The sequence below is a fragment of the Paenibacillus sp. F4 genome (assembly GCF_002894905.1).
GTDB classification, from domain to species: domain Bacteria; phylum Bacillota; class Bacilli; order Paenibacillales; family Paenibacillaceae; genus Paenibacillus; species Paenibacillus polymyxa_B.
Window position 1 is genome coordinate 13,618 of record NZ_POVS01000019.1, and the last position, 18,134, is coordinate 31,751.

Below are 18,134 nucleotides of genomic sequence, written 5' to 3' on the forward strand. Positions count from 1 at the left end.
TTCCGATCGCCACCGCCCTCGGATTTTTATTATTGTACACAACCAGTAAAGGTTAAAATCCGAGGACAAAAGCGAACGCTTCGCTTCTTCAGAACAATACTGCCCGCTCCCTGGCAACCGCCGTAGAACTTCTATACGTTTTAGAGGTGTGTAAAGAAAAGAGAGAGTTCCGCGGAGTTAATTCGGGGACTCTCTCTTTTTTTGTTTCAATAAATCTACCATCTGCGTCGCTCGTCGCCTCTCAGGGGAAAGTCGCTCAATTCTCCGAGTTGGTCATGTGCAGCCTTATAAATGCGAAGAATAGCTTGTACCTTGTTAAAATCATTGTCTTCCGGGCCGAATCCTTCCATATACATCTTTTGAATAATGTTTTGGAAGAAATCCATACGCTCGCGGACGGAATCCTGCTCGATTTGCAGTACCTCTTCAAAGCTGTGTGTCTCGGCAAAATCAGACAGCTCATCAAATTCCTGTTCCTGATATCGATCTCCCCGCGTTTCGGGATTGAGATCAATAGAGGTACGCAGGGTTGATAATAAAATATTTTCGCGTGCCAGCATGACATGAAAATCTTTGTTCTTAAACAGATCCGTAACGATCAGACGGCACATTTCCTTGTTCTGCAGCAGAATCCCGTCAAAAGGATGCAGCGTCCACACACCGTAGTTAAAAAATAAATTAAAATTGAAGCTGCTGCTTCCATACTGATATACAATGTTAATTTTCGATTCGTCGATGATTTCAAATGAAAATTCCAGCATGCATTCTCCTTTGGGATTCCAATATTTAACTCTATCCTATCAGAAAATGCATGATTTTCAATAAAAAATTTTATTTCACAGAATCATTTAACTCCAAAATTGAATCTGCTTTTTCGCTACTGGCAGCCACGAGTAAATAGACAATCACACACCCTAAAATAAAGGACATCATACGCTCGCTCTCTCCTTTTGTCATTCGCTTTTTAAGAGTTTATGCACGAGAATGCTATGTATGTTCATCATGTCCTTTATTGGCTGCTGCCAAACCAAAAAAAGACGCCTTTCGGAGTCATCCCGGCGTCTTTTTCATAGATTGGGTCTATTATTCTACATTGTCATTAGTTCAAAAACGAGCTTAAACCCTCAGAAGAATTGCTATCCTTCAGCGGTTTGGATGATTCTTTCCCTTCGATCCCCAAACGTTGGCTTAGGTTGGCATTGATTGCTGTCATTTTACTTGTATAATCATGGCAGCTTTCAATAATCCGACGGTTTGATTTTTCAGACAGATCCAAAGCAGATACCAAATCCCCAATCGCCTGATTCACAGCCTCCAGTGACATAGAAGGTTTGCTAAGCAGATCTGTCGTTCTCTCGGTCGTCGTTTTGAGAAGCTTCGCATTTTCCTTGAATTGATCTTCAATCGTACGGTTGGTCGCATCGACGGCTGAAATAATTTTATCCTGATCCGCGAGCGCCATTGCGATCATAGCCGATACAGTGATCAGATTCGATGTTTTATCAATCGCATTATTTACAGAATCAATCAGTTTATCATTGTTATCATTAATAATATCCGTTGCTGCAATCGCCTGATTGTATAACAAAATCATTTCAGTCATCGACTGTGTACGAGTAACCACCTTGCGCAATCCCCGCTCCAGATGAGGCTTACGGTTTTCGTTTTCCGGCTTGGCAATCTCGGTCTCAAACAGTTCTTTCAAGCGATTACCAAAGGCAATCTTCGTCTGTAAATTGTAGATTTCTTCAATGGAAGCCTTCTTCAACTGTCTCATGCTGACGATGTTTTCTTCCAGATTATCCTTACCATCTCTCAAGGCAGTAATGATTTTCTCGATGTTCGTCTTCACCGACTGATACTTGTAAATGTAGTTTTTTAACGGGCTTTTACGCAGGAGCTTGCCAAAAAAGCTCACATTTTTGCTCTGCTGGAGCGTTTCGCATTCATCACGCAGCTTTAAGATCATATTGGATACCTCAGCCCGATCACCGGACATGAGGTCGTTTACCGGACGATCTAGCATTTTAAGGGTCTGCCCCGCACGTTCCTGCGTTTTAACCCCCAGCTTACCGATATCATCCATTAAGGTATCCAGGCTCATGACATCGCTTTGTGATACCTTCTGAATCAGCTGTGAAGCCTCCTCAGTCACCTTTTGTTCATCTTCTTTTTTCAATTCAGCCCATGGGGTCGCCATACGCTACCTCCTATTCTGAAAACAACTGTTACCCAAGTCTAATCGTTGTTATTCAGAGTAGCTATTCTGCTACTTTTTTATTTTCTCAAAAAATCGCCTACAATTCGGAACTGCTATATCGCTGGTGAATAAGCTCCGCTTTGCTCTGTAATTCCAGCAGGTCCTTATGCTCCACCGTAGATACAATTACCGATATTTTGCTGTCCACATCCCGTAATCCGTTTAATAACGTCCTCCGGTTGGTCCGCTTCGCATCGCCGCTGAGCCGAAGAAACGGATTAATCAGTCCGTTCAAATCCTTCAAAATCAATCTCCGAACCGTATGATTCACTTCGTTGTTGTTCAGTTCATGCAAAAGCGGAATGACCCGCTGCAAACGTGCAAATAGAGCCAGCGCCTTCTCGACAATCTCGTTATCAAGCGCATCCTTCTGTCCCTCGGAGATCACCATATCCTCCAGTACCTCTAAATACTCCATCACCTGAGCAAATTCACTACTCACCTGATCTGGTTGACGTACTTGTCCTGTCATAGACTCCGGTCGAACGGCAGCTTCCTTTTCATGCTGATGTGTCTCAGCGACCTGCTCCTGCACCACCGGAATCACGGAACCGGTCAGATTGGGGCGAGGATGGCGAATAGCCATGATGGCACTGTATCCTCCCAAACCAATGATCGGAATCGCCAAACACACAAACAGTGGCAACCAAAAACTTAGTAAAAGCGCAATCAGGTAGCTAACCACAGCAATCGTGGCACCCCACATTTTTGACGTCATAGCTTGTACCTCCTGACGTAAACCCTTACCATATTGTAGAAAACAATATTTGTGTGTGTCAATGTACGGATTTACGTATGGTGATTGGCTGCTCGATATGACTGGCTAAAATGTCGTATTGCGGATGAAGTGAACCGATCTCATGACCCAAAGCCGACTTCACCGCTAGATAAGGAAAATTGATACCCGACAAACATGATACATGAAGTCCTCCGGACATCCTCGGATTGATCTCTAGCAGCTTGGCATGCTCGCCGTTATATTTTACCTGAATGTTATAATTGTACGGAATGTGATACGCCTCAGCGACCTTCTGTGCCACCTCCAACAGCTCGGGATGCTGCTCCAGCAGCCGTAATCGTCCTCCTGCCTTCCTACGCGGAACTGCCGCTAGCAGCTTTCCGTTCCGGTCGGCCAGGCAGTCAATACTGTATTCGTATCCCTCCAGCAGCTCCATCACCATCAGATTGGAAAATGATTCTGTGGATGACAATACGCGATGTGCCTCCTCGAACGAAATATGATTCAGCGCATGGCCGAACAGCTCCTCCAGCGGATTACGTTCATTGTTAATGATACGAAAGCCCATCCCGCCTTCTGCATTACATGGCTTGAAGCATACCTTATGCCCAAGTGCTATTAACGACTCATAAGCCTGTTTAAACTGCTCGGCATTGCTGGCAATGGCATAATCGGGAATCGTGACAATGTCCTTTTGACGAATGGATTCATAAAACAGATCCTTTTCCATCAGTTGCTCCAGCAGTTCGGTATCTTGGCATACCATTACTTTTGTCCCAATATCATCGAACAAATAAAGATGCTTGCTAATATCGAGCATATTCCACCTTGGGATAAAGACATCAATTCCGTGCCGCCTGCAAAAATCAGCGCAAAACCGTGCGTACTCCACACCACTTGTGCGAGGTTCTACTTCAGCTATATCACTGGCCTGTAGCGCCATGTGCTGCGGATCTGAGTGTGTCGCATAGATCTCGAACGGAATACCGTCCTCATTGTTACGAATAGCATTCATATAATGATACGCCACTGAAAACCAGCGGTTAAAATACAATTTAACCTTCTTCACAGAGCCACGTCCCCTATCTATTCTGAAAATGAAGTTTGAGCTGCGAACACACTCCGGTGTATTTCATGAACATACGCCATGATTTCGTCCGCTGCATAAACCCCCGACACTTCTGTAAAACGGTAATTGACCTCCAGCTTATCCCGCAGCTGTTCCCGATACAATTCACCATGACGCGGAGCAATCGCATAATCGGCATAGTCCAGCAGACAACGGTCCAGCAAAGAGTCACCGGACGCAACCACGGCCCCTCCATTCGTGAGATTGCGGATGTGCTCCACGGCTGCCTGTTTATTCACGGCCGCAGGTACCAAATACACCTTACGACCTTGAATGGATACCTCCCAGCCCATTTCACGCATGATTCGTGCCTTCTCCAGCACCTGTTCCAGCGGCATACGATCCCGTTCAATCATGAAAGCATAGAATAACTCGTCGCAAAAGCGTTCGTTTACCACCCAGTCTTCATGCAGCACCTGTCCGAACACCTGACGTGCTTCTTCCGCATGAGCACCATCACGGCGTACTTGTTCATGAATACGCCGATTCCACTCTCGATCCACCTCGCCTCCGACGATGATGTTTCCACCATTACTCGTCACGGCATATGCGGGAACCAACTCCGTCTGAAACACGGTGATTCGTCTATACTGTTCTATCGTCCGAGTCGTCACGGGCATAAACATCACATCTTCAGGCAGTGTCTTTAGCAATTGCAGGGCTTGTTCAGAAATAAAAGCCGACGTCGCCCCGTCTATCTGTTCCGCAGGCAACAGACCAGGGGACTCCAGTGGTACGCCAAGCGAACGCATGGAGTAAATCAGTGTCTGATCTAGATCACTTGCGTAGATCATTCTTGTCCCCCCTTGAGCGGCTTGATAATTCCACAGCAGGAATAAGTCAATCCTTCAAATACCTCTACAGGCACTCCACGATCCTTGGCCAGCAGCATAATATGCTGAAGATTCGGATTATCTTCGCGGTCAATCAGAATTTTCCACGGCACCCTGCGCAGCAGTACACGAGTCGTCTCCCCCACTCCGGGCTTGACCAGATTGATATCCCGAATACCAAATGCCTGCTGAATCGCCTCTATATCCCGTAAGCCTTGCCATGTCACCGCAGACGGGTTCAATGTCATTTGTTCTGCATATGCAACGGCCGTTTCAGCCACGTCTTGAAAGTACCCGGATACCGTATCCACAAACGTATTGGACTGATCCACTGACCGCCAGGATTCATAAAATTTGGCCCCATGGAAATCGTCAGGGCCTATGAGATCGTCGCGTAATACCGTCCGACTCATCAAACCTGATACAGTCGAATTCAGACAAGCACTTGGAATCAAATAATCTTCTCGTGTACCAAAGGTTTCTGAACATCTGCCCGGATCGGCCAGCACCGCCAGATCATCATTTAGACGCAACCCATAATCCGCGTTCATCTCACGGCAGGCCTCGATCAACACCTGGCGAATCGCTCCTTTCCCCGTCCAGCCATCGACAAACTGAAGTTCAATTCCCAGGCCATGCTGCTGTAAAATGTATAAAATCGCATTCCGGTCAATACCTTTGCCACGAATAATAGAAATGCTGTAATGCGGCAAGGATACGCCATACTTCCAGTCAATATAACGCTTGATCAGGATACCAATGGGCGTTCCTGCTCTGGCAAGAGAAACAATCGCCGTGTTCAGGCCTCTTTTTCTCACAATCATCTCAGCCACAGAAGCTGCCGCTAATGCAACCTTTTTGGCAGATTGGGCAAGCGTTTCGTGAAACAATGCAATATACTCTGCTGTAGGCTCGTATTCTACTGGCAGCATTTCTGAATAATGGACTCCCGACTGAATCGCCTCTTCACGATCCTCCGTCCCTTTTTCCAACGTAACCCGGCTCAAATCCTTCAATAAAAAAGTGACATCCGAGGCAGGATAACTGCCCAGCGGTTCGGGCGGATGAATGTTCTTCTGCTGTATTTGCTCCATGAGTGCTTGCTTCATATCCGCGCTCCTTTACTCTCCTGTCTAGTTAAACCGTTAAAATAAACGACATGCACTTTATCGCAGCCCAGACGGGTCAAAGCCTCCAGCATGGGGTTCATCCGCTCTGGGTCCGACTCCCTTTCCATCAAAACGAATATTTCGTCATACTGACCGGGGTCTACATTATAAATAAAATTGCGTACCGTACTGTCCTCAGGCGAAGGATATGTCACGCCACAAGCGACGCCATACCCTTCTTCTCGGTGGGGATACACCGGGCTGCGTGTCGTCGATTGAAAATACACATCCGGGCCTAACTCTGCTGCAATCCGCATTGGAATGTACATGAATTCTCCCGTGCCCATCACCAGCGTGCGTTGCCCAGAACGAAGTTGGTTCAGTCGTTCAGCTGTACGCGTGATTTCTGCATCCAAGGCTAAATTGTCAGCGGATTGTAGACCAAAACGGCCTGTATATTTCAGATAAGGAGCTGTATTGGCGTACCCGTCCGTGGACATGGAACTGTGTACTACCCGCTCAAAACCGGAAGTATCCTTTTCAAAACGGTGGTCAATTATTCCAGAAGCGTCTTTATTAACCTCTGCCATGCTAGTGGCTGCATGTTCTGAGTGCCCAGCCTGTCCGGCATATTCTGCGTGATCCAGGATCGGTACTCCCTGTACCTCAATCTTTCCTTTGAGCAAGCTTAAAGGCGTAATCGTAATGCCTAGCTCTGCCTCCAGATCAGTGAAAGCCTGCTCATCGCTGTCTGTTCGCCAATCTAATAACGAAGCAATCACATACTGTTTACGCGGAAAATGCTCCTGAATATCCCGTATGATATTAAGCGTTGTTTTCCCCGTCGTAATTTCATCATCTACCAGCACAATCGGGCCATCACCCGCAAAAGCACCTTCATCCAGTGCATAGCAACGATGATCAACAGCGTGCGAATGCTCTTCTTCAAACCGAATAATAGGCCGAAGGCCCGGAATATCCTCGCGCGTCGTATGAATATACGAGGCTCCGTCGTCAAACAGCCGATACATGCTGTGTCCCAGTGCTGTAGCCGTCTCGGCAAAACCAACAAACTTGATCGGCTCCGTAAATGCAAAAGCTAAACGTTCATCCATCAGCTTTCGGTAGGCCTCTTTCGCATAGTCCGGGTCAAGAAGTCCTCTCACGGCCTCTCCTATCAGTTCGTCCATCTGTTGTCCCGCTTGTGGGACAAGCTCCTTATATAGTAGAATCGCCAGCGCCGCACCACTGAGTAGAGAAGTGTATGGGTTTACCGGAATATGCTTGCCCAGCACTTTACTGACAAATAAAAACGAACGCTTTTTATTGACCCGTGCCGCCATCGCAAACAGCTTGTCCACAGGAAGGCGGAATGGATTATGTGTCTCCGTAATTTTAACGCTGAACTGCTCCAGGATTGGCAGCAGATGTGTTTTCGTGGTTGGGTAAGAGACTGACAAAATGTTGTTGTTCATGTAACACCCCGTATACTTTTGATCTATTGATAATACGATAAGCCCAATTCAAATGCGGCTTAATTTCATTCATTTTGTTGGCATAGGTACTTTTGAATACACCCAGACTACCGTCGTTACGCTCAACAATTTCAAGTGCATCCATATACTCTTCATGTGTCACCGCATACATGGCTTGTACCGGTTTAATATGGGAGGGATGAATAATTGTTTTGCCAATAATCCCATTCTCTTTGTCCATCATGACTTCTCGAATCAGTCCATCTACGGCATCTGAGATGAAGTCCATCCGCAAGTGTCGTCCCGGCTTTCCAAGTGTATCTTCGAAAGGAGACACTCTTAATTGAGGTTTAAAGACACGTTCTCGGTGAGAGAAATATTCCCATACAGGACCGGAAATGACATAATTTGAGCCCACGCGTCCAAACAAGTTAATAATATCTGCGATGCAATCCCGAATGACGGCAATTTCATAAATCGTAATATCCGGGCTGCGTCTCAGTCCATATAGGCTGGAGAAATCAGTTGCCCCAATTCGTACATTGAGCACATATTCCTGGTACTCGTCTAAAATTTCTTTAATCGACAGTAGCTCTTTCCAGCGGGATTCCCGATAAATGATTTTGGAGCTTTCAAGAATCGGTAACCCGTACAGCACAGGCATGTTGTTTTCGTTTCCTGCCCCTGTATGCATACTCCGGTTATATTCTGCAATGAGTGCAAAATACGCTCGTCCATTATCAGAAGAGAACTTGGGTAAGACAAAGCCCGTGAGCAGCGACAAAGATTCACCCAAACCGTTCAGTAGTCGTTCCAACTGCTCCACAGAGCGCACACGCACAAATAACAAAGGTAATTGCTGTTCACTCATCATCCCCGTCCGTACATAGGACAATAGTTGAAACAGCTGCTGCGCCAGCGATTGTTCCGCCTGCCCGACCTGCTGATCCCCTATAGCATCCTCCAAATCTAAAATGACCGTTGTTAGCCCTTCATGTTTTCCATTTTTGATCTCTTCCGCTACTTCCGAGCGGGTCGCTGGCATATACAAAGCCGCTCCTATCGCATAAGCCAATATACTTTTGGGAGAACGGTTATGAAACTCCGATGGTGGAGTATAAAAGATCGCTTCTACTTCCTCAGAGGTTAAATCATTAAAATATTTCAGGGCTCTTCCCCTCCTCTTACTCTTTCTTGCCTGACTGAAGCCCTGTGCTTCGGGTATAAAAGAAATCCCCCCTTAGTTTCAGGAGGGATTTCGCTATACTTTGTACATTAAGCCTCTTTGTCGGCCTTTTTCTTTCTTTTCGCCGAGCTGATAACCATTGTGCCTACAAAGACAGCAATCAAAATGCCGAAGAATAAAACCTGCGACATATGAAAGCCAAAAGCAGCAGCCAGCATTTTACCCCCGATAATGGCGATCATAATAAAGGCTGTCTGTTCCAGTTCCGGAAATTTATCAATGAGCTTGAGGAACACTTGAGCAACACCACGCATCATCAGAACGCCGAGAATACCACCCAGGAATAGAACCCACACTTTCTCGCTCACACCGAAAGCGGCAATGACGCTGTCAATACTGAAGGCAATATCCATCAGTTCGACCATTAATACGGTTTTCCAAAAAGAAGTAGGTTTGTTTTTCACTTCTCCATCACCTTCGGACTTGAATAAGCCCTTATAAGCGATATAGAGCAGATAAGCCGCACCCAGTACCTTAATCAGGGTGAACTTAATCAGGAATGTACCCAAGCCGATAGCCAGAAACCTGAATATATACGCACCCAAAATCCCGTAAAATAAGGCTCTCTTCTGTTGTTCCTTAGGTAAGTGTTTAACCATAACTGCGAGAACCAAGGCGTTATCCGCCGATAAAAGTCCTTCCAGCAAAATGAGAGTTCCTATAATCCCCCAACTCACTGGATCAGTAAGCGTAGCTACAACATCACTCCATGAAAAGAAATGGCCGTAGTTTTCGCTGATATTTTTAAACAAATCATTCAACATGAAAAGAGTGCCTCCGATAATTCAATTTATTTGCTACCCTGCGACCAGCGCATGCCCCAGTTATAGGCCCGATCCAACTCACGATGACCGCCATAGAACTGCACGAGTCTTTCAATGCTGAACGTTTCATCGTTTACATTTTGGATCATAGCAATCGCACACATCCCTTTGCGATTGTCATGTTCATTCATGTGAACGATAATGTCAGGCCCATCCTTCTGGTACAGCGTGACTACCCCGTCCGCTTGTGACCAGTTCGTGACTCCTTCATAGATGAAGGTGAACACCAAAATTCGCTTAATTTCAGAAATTTTAGCACCATTAATGCGAAGATTTTCTCCTGTTTTCACAGAGCCTGTACGATCGTCGCCATCCAGAGCAATGTACGGGAAGCGATTTAGAGAACCGAAAACTTCCCCGAGCGCCTGCACAACGCCTTTATCTCCGTTCTTCATCTCATACAAGCAGCCCAGATCCAGATCGACACCCTTGGAACCGCGATTGAAAAAGCCCTTGCTTTGCTGCACCTGATTCCAGTTTAGATTGATCAGGATTTCACCCAATCCGCCTGAGCCTTTTTTCAGGTTGATAGTGTCGCCCTTCTTCTTCAGCTCAATTTTCCGCAGATTCAGATTCACCGGTGTTGCAGATGGCTCTGGCTTCGGAGCAGGTGGTACTGGTGGTGGTGTTGGTGCTGGTCGAGGCGCTGGTGGTGGTGTAGGCACTGGCGTGGGAGGAGCCGGATTATTTTCCACTTCAATCCCAAAATTAACGCACAACGCATCCAATCCACCGGAAAAGCCTGCGCCAATCGCATTGAATTTCCATTCCCCGTTATGGCGGTACAGCTCACCAATGACAATCGCCGTTTCCACTGTAAATCCACTGTCCAAATTAAACCGCAAAACCTCTCCGCTAACCGGATGAGCAAAACGAATGAACCCACCTTGAACCTGTCCAAAATTTTGCCGTTTCTGATCCGCATCATAAATCGTCAGCGTAAACGCAATCTTCTCGATGTTTGCAGGAATTCGTGTCAGATCAAGGGCAAATTGCTTTTTGTCACCGGACTGTTGTCCGTCTGAATAGGTGATAAAGGGCGTGGTCGGATTGTTATAAAAAATTAAGTCCTCATCGCCCGATACTTTTCCTCCAGGACCCAGCAAAAATGCCGAAGTATCCAGCTCCAGAGACGCTGGGGACTCCCAGCCAATCCCTACGTTGACATGGGTCAGGCCCGGATTTGTTTTCGTCAAATCCGCCTTCTGTCCCTTTACTACGATAACAGCCATGATTGTGTCACCTTTCTGTCCGTTTGTCATGTGTCAGCGTACGCTAATGTAATAGCTTAAAAAGAAAGGGCAGCGCCCTATGGACACCACCCCAAGTGGATATTATTGAGCGTCCAAGCCATAGTTTTTAGCGAGCGCACCCAATCCACCAGCAAAGCCACTACCGATAGCCTGGAATTTCCAGTCCGCATTCTGACGGTAAAATTCACAGAATACGACGGCCGTTTCGGTGGAGAAATCTTCTCCCAAATCGTAGCGTAGCACTTCACGATCTGTTGCCGCATCTACCACACGTACAAAAGCATTGGATACTTGCCCAAAGTTTTGCGCGCGTGCCTCGTAATCATAAATGGTAACCGTGATCCCGATACGGTGGATGTTCGCAGGAATCTTCGAGAAATCAACGATGATTTGCTCGTCATCCCCATCGCCCTCACCTGTGCGGTTATCGCCCGTATGAGTAACCGATCCTGCTCCGCCTGTCGGGTTGTTGTAAAATACAAAATCATCCGCTGCTTTGGCTTTACCGTCTTCATAAAGTAGGAAAGCCGAAGCATCCAGGTCAAAGTCTGCGCCACCACTATATTTATTCGTATCCCATCCAAGACCTACGACGACACGAGTCAAGCCAGGGTTCGTTTTGGTCAGATCAATACGTTGTCCTTTGGAAAGGCTAATGGTCATTCCGCATACCCGCTTTCTTTGTATAGATTTTTTACGCCAAACCGTAATCGCGTGTCAGTCCTGCAAGACCATCTTGGTAGCCGCTACCAATGGCATTGAACTTCCACTCACCGCTATGACGATACAGTTCGCCTACAACAACGCCTGTTTCGATCGAGAAATCTTCTCCCAGATCAAAGCGGACCAATTCTTCATTATTTGCTTCGTTTACGATACGAGCATAAGCACGGGACACTTGTCCAAAGTTTTGGCTGCGTTCTTGTGCTTCATAGATTGTAATCGTAAAAGCGATCTTTTCAACGTTAGCTGGCACGCTGCCCAGATCAATTTTAATTTGCTCGTCATCTCCGTCGCCATCACCTGTGCGGTTATCCCCTGTATGAACGACAGAACCGTTCTCATTTTGTGGGTTATTAAAAAAGACAAAGTTCTTATCGGATTCTACTTTACCTTCCGCATTAGCCAAAAATACGGATACGTCCAGGTCAAAATCTTTACCGCCATCGTATTTGTTTGTGTCCCAACCGAGACCAACCATAATTTTGGACAAACCTGGATTTGTTTTCGTCAAATCAATTTTTTGACCTTTGGATAAGTTAATTGCCATGAGTAAGAACCCCTTTTCACATTAAGTTTTGTATGAGTAACTAAAATTACATATAACGCTGAGCCAGCACATCAATATGTACGGCATGGGTTCCTTCACCGATTGCAGCAAACTTCCATTCGTTGTTATGACGATAGAGTTCTCCACATACCAGTGCGGTCAGCCCTTCATAATTATCAGATAAATTAAACGTCACCAGCTCCTTGGAATTAGCACCGTCCAGAATGCGGATATACGCCTTCTCGATCATGCCGAAATCCTGTTTCCGGTTTACGCAATCATATATATTCACAACAACAAGCACTTTGTCGACATTGGCAGGAATACGTGCCAGGTCAATCGCAATTTGTTCATCATCACCGTCGCCTTGTCCGGTCAGATTATCACCGGAATGAACGACTGAGCCGCATGGGCTTTTTTTATTATGGAAACATACTACATTGTCCGACTGAGTCAGTTTCCCGTTTGCGTCCAGCAAAATGGCAGAAGCATCACAATCAATGTTCGGTTGCTTCTTGATGCCAAAAAATCCTTTGGACTGCACTGGGTCCCATCCCAATCCAGCTATAACCTTGGTTAGTCCTGTGTTGCCTTTGGTCAAATCAATTTTCTGGCCCTTGACCAGATTAATTACAGCCACTGATTAACACACCTCCCTTCCGTAAAATTTACAGACTAAATTCAGACGGATTCAAACCAAGCGCGCCACAAATTTCAGCCACAATTCGCTGTTCATTGGCATCAAAGTCACCGTCAGCTGCACCAATGGCACTACATACGCCAACGACGAGTCGGCCTACTTCGGGCTTGCCATTCAATTTACCAATCGCCTTCAGTGCTTCCTGTTTACCGATTTGAGGTGAAAATTCAAAGTTCGCTACATAGTGATTGAAACGGTTAATGACCTCACCCATATCAAACACTTTCAATTCTTCACTAATATTTATGTATCCGGCCATTTTTGTTTTCTCATCCGGACTAATCGTACCGTCAGCAAATGCTACTAATGCACAGCCTGCAACAACAGCTTCCATAAAATCTTTATTCTTAAACTTCTTAACTTGGTCTCCAAGTCCTTTTTTAGTTGTATTCAACCAATTTTTAAATGTACTCATGGTTACCTCCACAATTACGTATTTGAGTAAAATGCATCCTAGTTAATTTCTTCCTTTACTATAACCTGAATTACGATCTTTTTCTACAATAATATACAAAAATACGGTAAATACGATCTATTTATTATTGGTATCCTCTCTATCTTTAGCCCTATTTTCTACATAAAAGCCCCTCTTCTATCATCCATCATTTGGTACCCCAATTGCAAGTCTGTGAAATGGTAGAGTTGATAGAAAGGCACAGCCTTCCAATTCAACAGAAGCACTGTGCCTTTTACCATAATCCACGGTTCACCACCGCTTTTTTTAAATTTGTATAGAACGCTTCAAGATCGGTGTGCTCAGGTAGCCCCGAAACTTGTCCATCTCCTAATTCTATAATAATCCATTGCCCTGCTTGTGTACGAGCAATATCCATTGTGAAAAACGGACTTTGGATTTGACGTGCAATCTGAATAAATTCATTCAGATCTGTAGGAACTGTCTCATATGCGGCCTCATCCCAGTAATTAACCGTAAAAACAGGCTCTCCGAACATAAAGAAAAGACGATATTCTTTAGACAAGGGCATACCACTTTTGGGATGAAGGGTAAGAAATTCTAAAGGTACGAACTCCCTTAACACAATTCCTCCATTCAATTCCTTTCCCTGAAGTTCAACAAAACGACGAATCACACGTTCCACATGCACCTGATCTGACGCATCTGGGATATAACAAGCGTCCAGCCAATCATGTTTCCGTGATTTAACGAAATCCTTGACCATTATTGCTGTCTTTCCAAAAGGCATGACCGCCTTTCGAATATACTCCGCATCCAATTGGTCCCGCTCCAGCCATACACTTCGAGGCGTAAAGTTTTGAATTAACGAGTATGAATCAGGAAAATAATGACAGTTCCTATAACTCTCAGCACTTGTCAGCATCCTGATTCGATCGGCCTCCAAGGCTACAGTCCAAGCATCATACACTTTGGGCCTTAACATCCATCCTCGGTATAGCGCGTTCACGTACTCGTTTCCCTGTTTAGCAACATACTCTCGTATATTCTTAGAAACAATATATGGGTTAGACCCTGATTCTTCCCGTTCATCCTCAATCAGATTATCGAAATTGACCAACCCTGTATCAAAACCAAGACTCCGTGCAACCTCGCACTCTTCACGGTAATCCATATCCACATTTTTAGAATTCAGAGGATCGCTACAAAATAGAAGATACATATGAGTTCCTCCTTTTAACAACCGTATTAGGCATCAATTAAATTTACTAGAAATACAATCATTTTCTATTTAATTTGCTCATTTTGTCTATAAATTTATAATCCCATCTCTCTGATCCGATCTGGGTTTTCAACATTTCTTTGAATTGTCGGCCCTCCAGTCTACTAGAAAAAACCCGTTTGGGAATCAATATAAACTTATGATCAGGCAACAATATATAAAAGGCAGTCAGAGTATTAATTACCCCCTTTACTTCATCCCAGTTGTAACCCGCAGAGTACGTAAAATGAAGACCCTCCTTTGAAAACTCATAATCTTTCTCAATAGGCCATTGTGGATGATTTAGGTAGTTAGCTTTCACTTCTTTAATAGTAAAGAAAGGAATAATTACAAAAACTAAGAATGGAAAGAAGAACATCGCTATCGTATTAGGATCTACTTCATTATCTACTATAAGCTTGTATGTAGCCATAATGACCAACAGAAACTGGATTGATGCCATCAACTTAAGCCCAGTAGACTTCTGATACTTCAAACAAAAATTAAATAACATGATATCTTTCAATGTTAGCCTGTACTTGTACAGTAATGTCTCTGATTGTTGCATATAGTAACTCCTCTCCCTACCCTCTCAAAACAACACGACTACTAATCCAACCTATTAGACCATCAGAAGTTTCAACACGATACCAAGTTCGCCCGTCACTAGGGTCCAACACTGTATCTTGTAGAAATTCTAAATAGTCTTGATTGTGAACAATACCAACAGATTTGCTACTAATGGATGGCTCTGCTCGTAAATTAGCCTGGTTCACGGTCACCTGCCAGTAATCGATCTCCTCCGTATCCGCATAACCACTGTAATATCGTCCATCAGACTTGATAATAACCCGACTGCTCACCCAGCCAATTTTTCCTTCCCATGTCTGCACCTCATACCAGATACGTTCATCATTAGGATCTATGTACTTGTGGTGAAGATATTCAAGCTCCTCGTCACGCTCAAGTACTGCCATTGATTGAGAGTGAATGTCGGGTCCTTTTCGGAGATTCACCTGTGCCTCTGTTATACGCCAATACCACGTATCTTCTTCAATCGCGTTTTCCTTAACTGGATAACTGGATTTTACTGATTTCTTTTGTAATGTTTCTGAGGTGATAGTTGTACTGTCAGTTGTCGTTTTAACCTTAGATGCAGCTGCACTGCCAGTAATACTTTGATTGTCAGAAGCTGAAGGGGCTGAATTGGGGACTTCTTGTACCTTATTTGGCTTCGACTGCTCCTTAGTGTCATTAATATTAATATCAATTTGAGATGGTACGTTACACCCTGCAAGCATTATTAAACTAGCTATTCCCATTATGCCGACTCTGATTTTTTTCATTTACTATTTCTCCCTCTAAAACTAGTACTTTAATCTTTTTCGAATATTCAATTAAATTACCTTGGATATGTATTCTATCTATTTAATATATCGGAATTCAGAAAAAAATGGTAAACAAAAAAATCTACAGACTTCTCCAGCTAGCGAGTTTACAGTTTCCACCTGCCGCTCACCTGTTTCAGAAAAAAGACTGTAGATTTTATAGATACTCCTTATTCACGTTATTATCGTTCACAGCTCAAGACCTAATTATAATCCTCCCAATAGCGATACTCCATTTCATTCTCACCTTTGGTGACGATAATCATATTTTCAATATGTCCGGTTTCTTTATTCGTTCGGTAGATCATGGTACGGGTTTCGCCCTCATCGGGTACAGAGAAGAGTACTTTGTCACTGAGCATGCCGCCGCCAATGCCGACGACGTGTTCCCCCCACCCGGAGGCTGCGCCAGAACCGATGCCCGAACCTGCCCCACTAACTCCAGCCCCGCGCGACAAAATAAGACCTATTCCATATCCGGTGACGGTCTGGGCCGTTTTACCTAGAGCGTGTTCTCCGGCTGATTGGGTATGCTTTTGGACCCAGTAATCGTATTTATCCGTATTTTGCTCATAACTCACAACATTCCCTTTTTTATCGATAGATATATCCGTTTTGCTTCCGTCTTTACCTGTCAGTTCGGTGACGGCGACAAGGGAATCGGACGTGATCTTGGAGGTCTCTCCTGTATTGTAATCTGTACGGGGAACTGAGTCCTCATATTGCAGACGCAGGACATTCATCTGGTCGTGAATTTTCTGCATAACCTGCTTGTCGCCGATGGCCTCGGCGTTTTTCAGTAGCTCCTCATATTGATGATATTTATCCGCGTCTGCCTGATCCCATTCGTCTATGTTTTTGGGCTGCTTGGCAATTTCTCCACCAGCATCTCTAGCCTCTCCACTGCCTGCCAGCGCTGCGCTAGCGTTCATTGCCGCTGCTAGGGCTGTCCAGAAGCCACGTGTGCTTTCACCATCCGCATTTCTAAACTTCGAAGCGATGCTTTTCAGCTCAATTTCAATGGATTGAACCTTATTTAATACAGAAGAAAGTGTATATTTAGCCGTACGATAGTCATTATAAAAACGGTTCCTCTCCATACCATCCCACTGGCTGTGAAGGCTGTTCATTGTGCTATCCAGGCCGTTTAACTGGTTATACAGTGTGCCGTGGGCATGGGCAAATTGGGAGGCCACGCTGTCCAGCTGCTCCGGTGTGACTTGGATTTTTGTCATGGTGATCACATCCCATCTAAGAAAATAGGAGATAGAAATTATATTTTACAGTAATCCTTATTTCATATTGTAAGCTATAGAGGTCGGACATTCATGAGGATTTATACGTATTTGTGTATTCAGAAGCAGTTCCTTTGATATAATGAATCCATATGAGTTCATTTCGACAATACATTATTGAAAGTCAGGTGTATGGACATGTCAGACAAAAAAATTATCTTTTTTGATATCGACGGTACGTTACTGGACGATGACAAGAAAATGCCGTTAACGGCAGAAAAGGCCGTCTTTGCTTTGAAAGAGCTGGGACATGAGGTGGCCATCGCAACAGGCCGTGCGCCTTTTATGTTCAAAGATATCCGCGAGCAGTTGGAAATTGACTCCTACGTCAGCTTTAATGGGCAATATGTCGTGCTTCGCGGGGAAGTGGTCGCTACCAATCCGTTGAACAGAGAAGCCTTGCAAGCGATGACCGATCTGGCCCTCACACATAATCATGCTCTCGTCTATATGGATCATATGGACATGAAGGCCAATATTCCTAACGATGAGCTTGTGGAGAAATCGGTCCAAACGCTTAAGGCCAAGATTTCAGTTGGATACGATCCGCTCTATTTCCAGGGAAGAGATATTTATCAGACGCTGTTGATGTGTACAGCAGAAGAAGAGCCTTTCTATGAAGCGGTATTCAAGGCGTTTGACTTTGTGCGCTGGCATCCGAGTTCTGTGGACGTTGTTCCTCATGCTGGCTCCAAAGCGAAGGGCATCCGCGAAATTACGTCCAGACTGGGCATTGCTGATGAAAATCAATACGCCTTTGGCGATGGCTTAAATGATGTGGAGATGCTGACAGCTATACATAACAGCGTCGCGATGGGCAACGGCTGTGATGAAGCCAAAGCCGCAGCTAAAATGGTCACAAAACGCGCAGATGAAGACGGTATTTTGTACGGACTGCAAAAGCTTGGTTTGTTAAGCTAACAGAATTGCTGATAGA

19 protein-coding genes are annotated in these 18,134 nt (G+C 44.9%); 1 reads left to right on the forward strand and 18 read right to left on the reverse strand.

What is annotated here, in order from left to right; translation table 11 throughout:
* Nucleotides 1-215: 215 nt before the first annotated feature.
* From C1T21_RS22030 to C1T21_RS22115, 18 genes are all read right to left on the reverse strand, one after another.
* Entirely contained in the window at nt 216-761 is a 546-nt protein-coding gene (locus C1T21_RS22030) for a hypothetical protein (RefSeq protein ID WP_029517557.1), read from the reverse strand.
* Nucleotides 762-1,099: 338 nt separating this feature from the next.
* A complete protein-coding gene (locus C1T21_RS22035; RefSeq protein ID WP_103049745.1) occupies nt 1,100-2,200 on the reverse strand; it encodes a toxic anion resistance protein in 1,101 nt (366 codons plus the stop codon).
* Nucleotides 2,201-2,297: 97 nt separating this feature from the next.
* Nucleotides 2,298-2,978: a hypothetical protein gene (locus C1T21_RS22040; RefSeq protein ID WP_103049746.1), complete on the reverse strand. Its 681-nt coding sequence runs from the start codon at nt 2,976-2,978 to the stop codon at nt 2,298-2,300.
* Between the two features lie 58 nt (nt 2,979-3,036).
* Nucleotides 3,037-4,068, reverse strand: a complete 1,032-nt coding sequence (locus C1T21_RS22045; RefSeq protein WP_103049747.1) for an ATP-grasp domain-containing protein — start codon at nt 4,066-4,068, stop codon at nt 3,037-3,039.
* Between the two features lie 17 nt (nt 4,069-4,085).
* Nucleotides 4,086-4,922 (reverse strand): HAD family hydrolase, encoded by an 837-nt coding sequence (locus C1T21_RS22050; RefSeq protein ID WP_103049748.1) that lies wholly within the window; start codon nt 4,920-4,922, stop codon nt 4,086-4,088.
* On the reverse strand, nt 4,919-6,070 hold the full coding sequence (locus C1T21_RS22055) for a cysteine protease StiP family protein (protein WP_103049749.1): 1,152 nt from the start codon (nt 6,068-6,070) through the stop codon (nt 4,919-4,921). Before C1T21_RS22055 ends, C1T21_RS22050 begins: the two co-directional genes overlap by 4 nt.
* Complete coding sequence (locus C1T21_RS22060; RefSeq protein ID WP_103049937.1) at nt 6,067-7,413, reverse strand: phosphoribosyltransferase family protein; 1,347 nt, start codon at nt 7,411-7,413, stop codon at nt 6,067-6,069. The genes C1T21_RS22055 and C1T21_RS22060 overlap by 4 nt, the downstream gene beginning before the upstream one ends.
* 52 nt (nt 7,414-7,465) lie before the next feature.
* Nucleotides 7,466-8,623: an HpcH/HpaI aldolase/citrate lyase family protein gene (locus C1T21_RS22065; protein ID WP_258012602.1), complete on the reverse strand. Its 1,158-nt coding sequence runs from the start codon at nt 8,621-8,623 to the stop codon at nt 7,466-7,468.
* Nucleotides 8,624-8,820: 197 nt separating this feature from the next.
* Nucleotides 8,821-9,555, reverse strand: a complete 735-nt coding sequence (locus tag C1T21_RS22070) for a TerC family protein (protein WP_023987196.1) — start codon at nt 9,553-9,555, stop codon at nt 8,821-8,823.
* A gap of 26 nt (nt 9,556-9,581) precedes the next feature.
* On the reverse strand, nt 9,582-10,847 hold the full coding sequence (locus C1T21_RS22075; RefSeq protein WP_103049751.1) for a TerD family protein: 1,266 nt from the start codon (nt 10,845-10,847) through the stop codon (nt 9,582-9,584).
* 102 nt (nt 10,848-10,949) lie between these two features.
* Nucleotides 10,950-11,531: a TerD family protein gene (locus C1T21_RS22080; protein ID WP_023987194.1), complete on the reverse strand. Its 582-nt coding sequence runs from the start codon at nt 11,529-11,531 to the stop codon at nt 10,950-10,952.
* 31 nt (nt 11,532-11,562) lie between these two features.
* Nucleotides 11,563-12,138, reverse strand: coding sequence for a TerD family protein (locus C1T21_RS22085; RefSeq protein ID WP_025720839.1), 576 nt, complete (start codon nt 12,136-12,138; stop codon nt 11,563-11,565).
* Nucleotides 12,139-12,184: 46 nt separating this feature from the next.
* Nucleotides 12,185-12,778 carry a TerD family protein gene (locus tag C1T21_RS22090; RefSeq protein ID WP_103049752.1) on the reverse strand — a complete coding sequence of 198 codons (594 nt, stop codon included), beginning with the start codon at nt 12,776-12,778 and terminating at the stop codon, nt 12,185-12,187.
* Nucleotides 12,779-12,806: 28 nt separating this feature from the next.
* A complete protein-coding gene (locus C1T21_RS22095) occupies nt 12,807-13,253 on the reverse strand; it encodes a tellurite resistance TerB family protein (RefSeq protein WP_103049753.1) in 447 nt (148 codons plus the stop codon).
* Nucleotides 13,254-13,527: 274 nt separating this feature from the next.
* On the reverse strand, nt 13,528-14,475 hold the full coding sequence (locus C1T21_RS22100; RefSeq protein WP_103049754.1) for an ATP-grasp domain-containing protein: 948 nt from the start codon (nt 14,473-14,475) through the stop codon (nt 13,528-13,530).
* Between the two features lie 58 nt (nt 14,476-14,533).
* Nucleotides 14,534-15,082, reverse strand: coding sequence for a YcxB family protein (locus C1T21_RS22105; protein WP_103049755.1), 549 nt, complete (start codon nt 15,080-15,082; stop codon nt 14,534-14,536).
* 16 nt (nt 15,083-15,098) lie between these two features.
* The gene (locus C1T21_RS22110) at nt 15,099-15,860 is read right to left on the reverse strand and encodes an SH3 domain-containing protein (protein WP_103049756.1); all 762 of its coding nucleotides are present in this window, start codon (nt 15,858-15,860) and stop codon (nt 15,099-15,101) included.
* A gap of 245 nt (nt 15,861-16,105) precedes the next feature.
* The gene (locus C1T21_RS22115; RefSeq protein WP_103049757.1) at nt 16,106-17,137 is read right to left on the reverse strand and encodes a WXG100 family type VII secretion target; all 1,032 of its coding nucleotides are present in this window, start codon (nt 17,135-17,137) and stop codon (nt 16,106-16,108) included.
* 198 nt (nt 17,138-17,335) lie between these two features.
* On the opposite strand from C1T21_RS22115, the gene C1T21_RS22120 reads away from it, so the two are divergent.
* Nucleotides 17,336-18,118: a Cof-type HAD-IIB family hydrolase gene (locus C1T21_RS22120; RefSeq protein ID WP_103049758.1), complete on the forward strand. Its 783-nt coding sequence runs from the start codon at nt 17,336-17,338 to the stop codon at nt 18,116-18,118.
* The last annotated feature ends 16 nt before the right edge of the window (nt 18,119-18,134 follow it).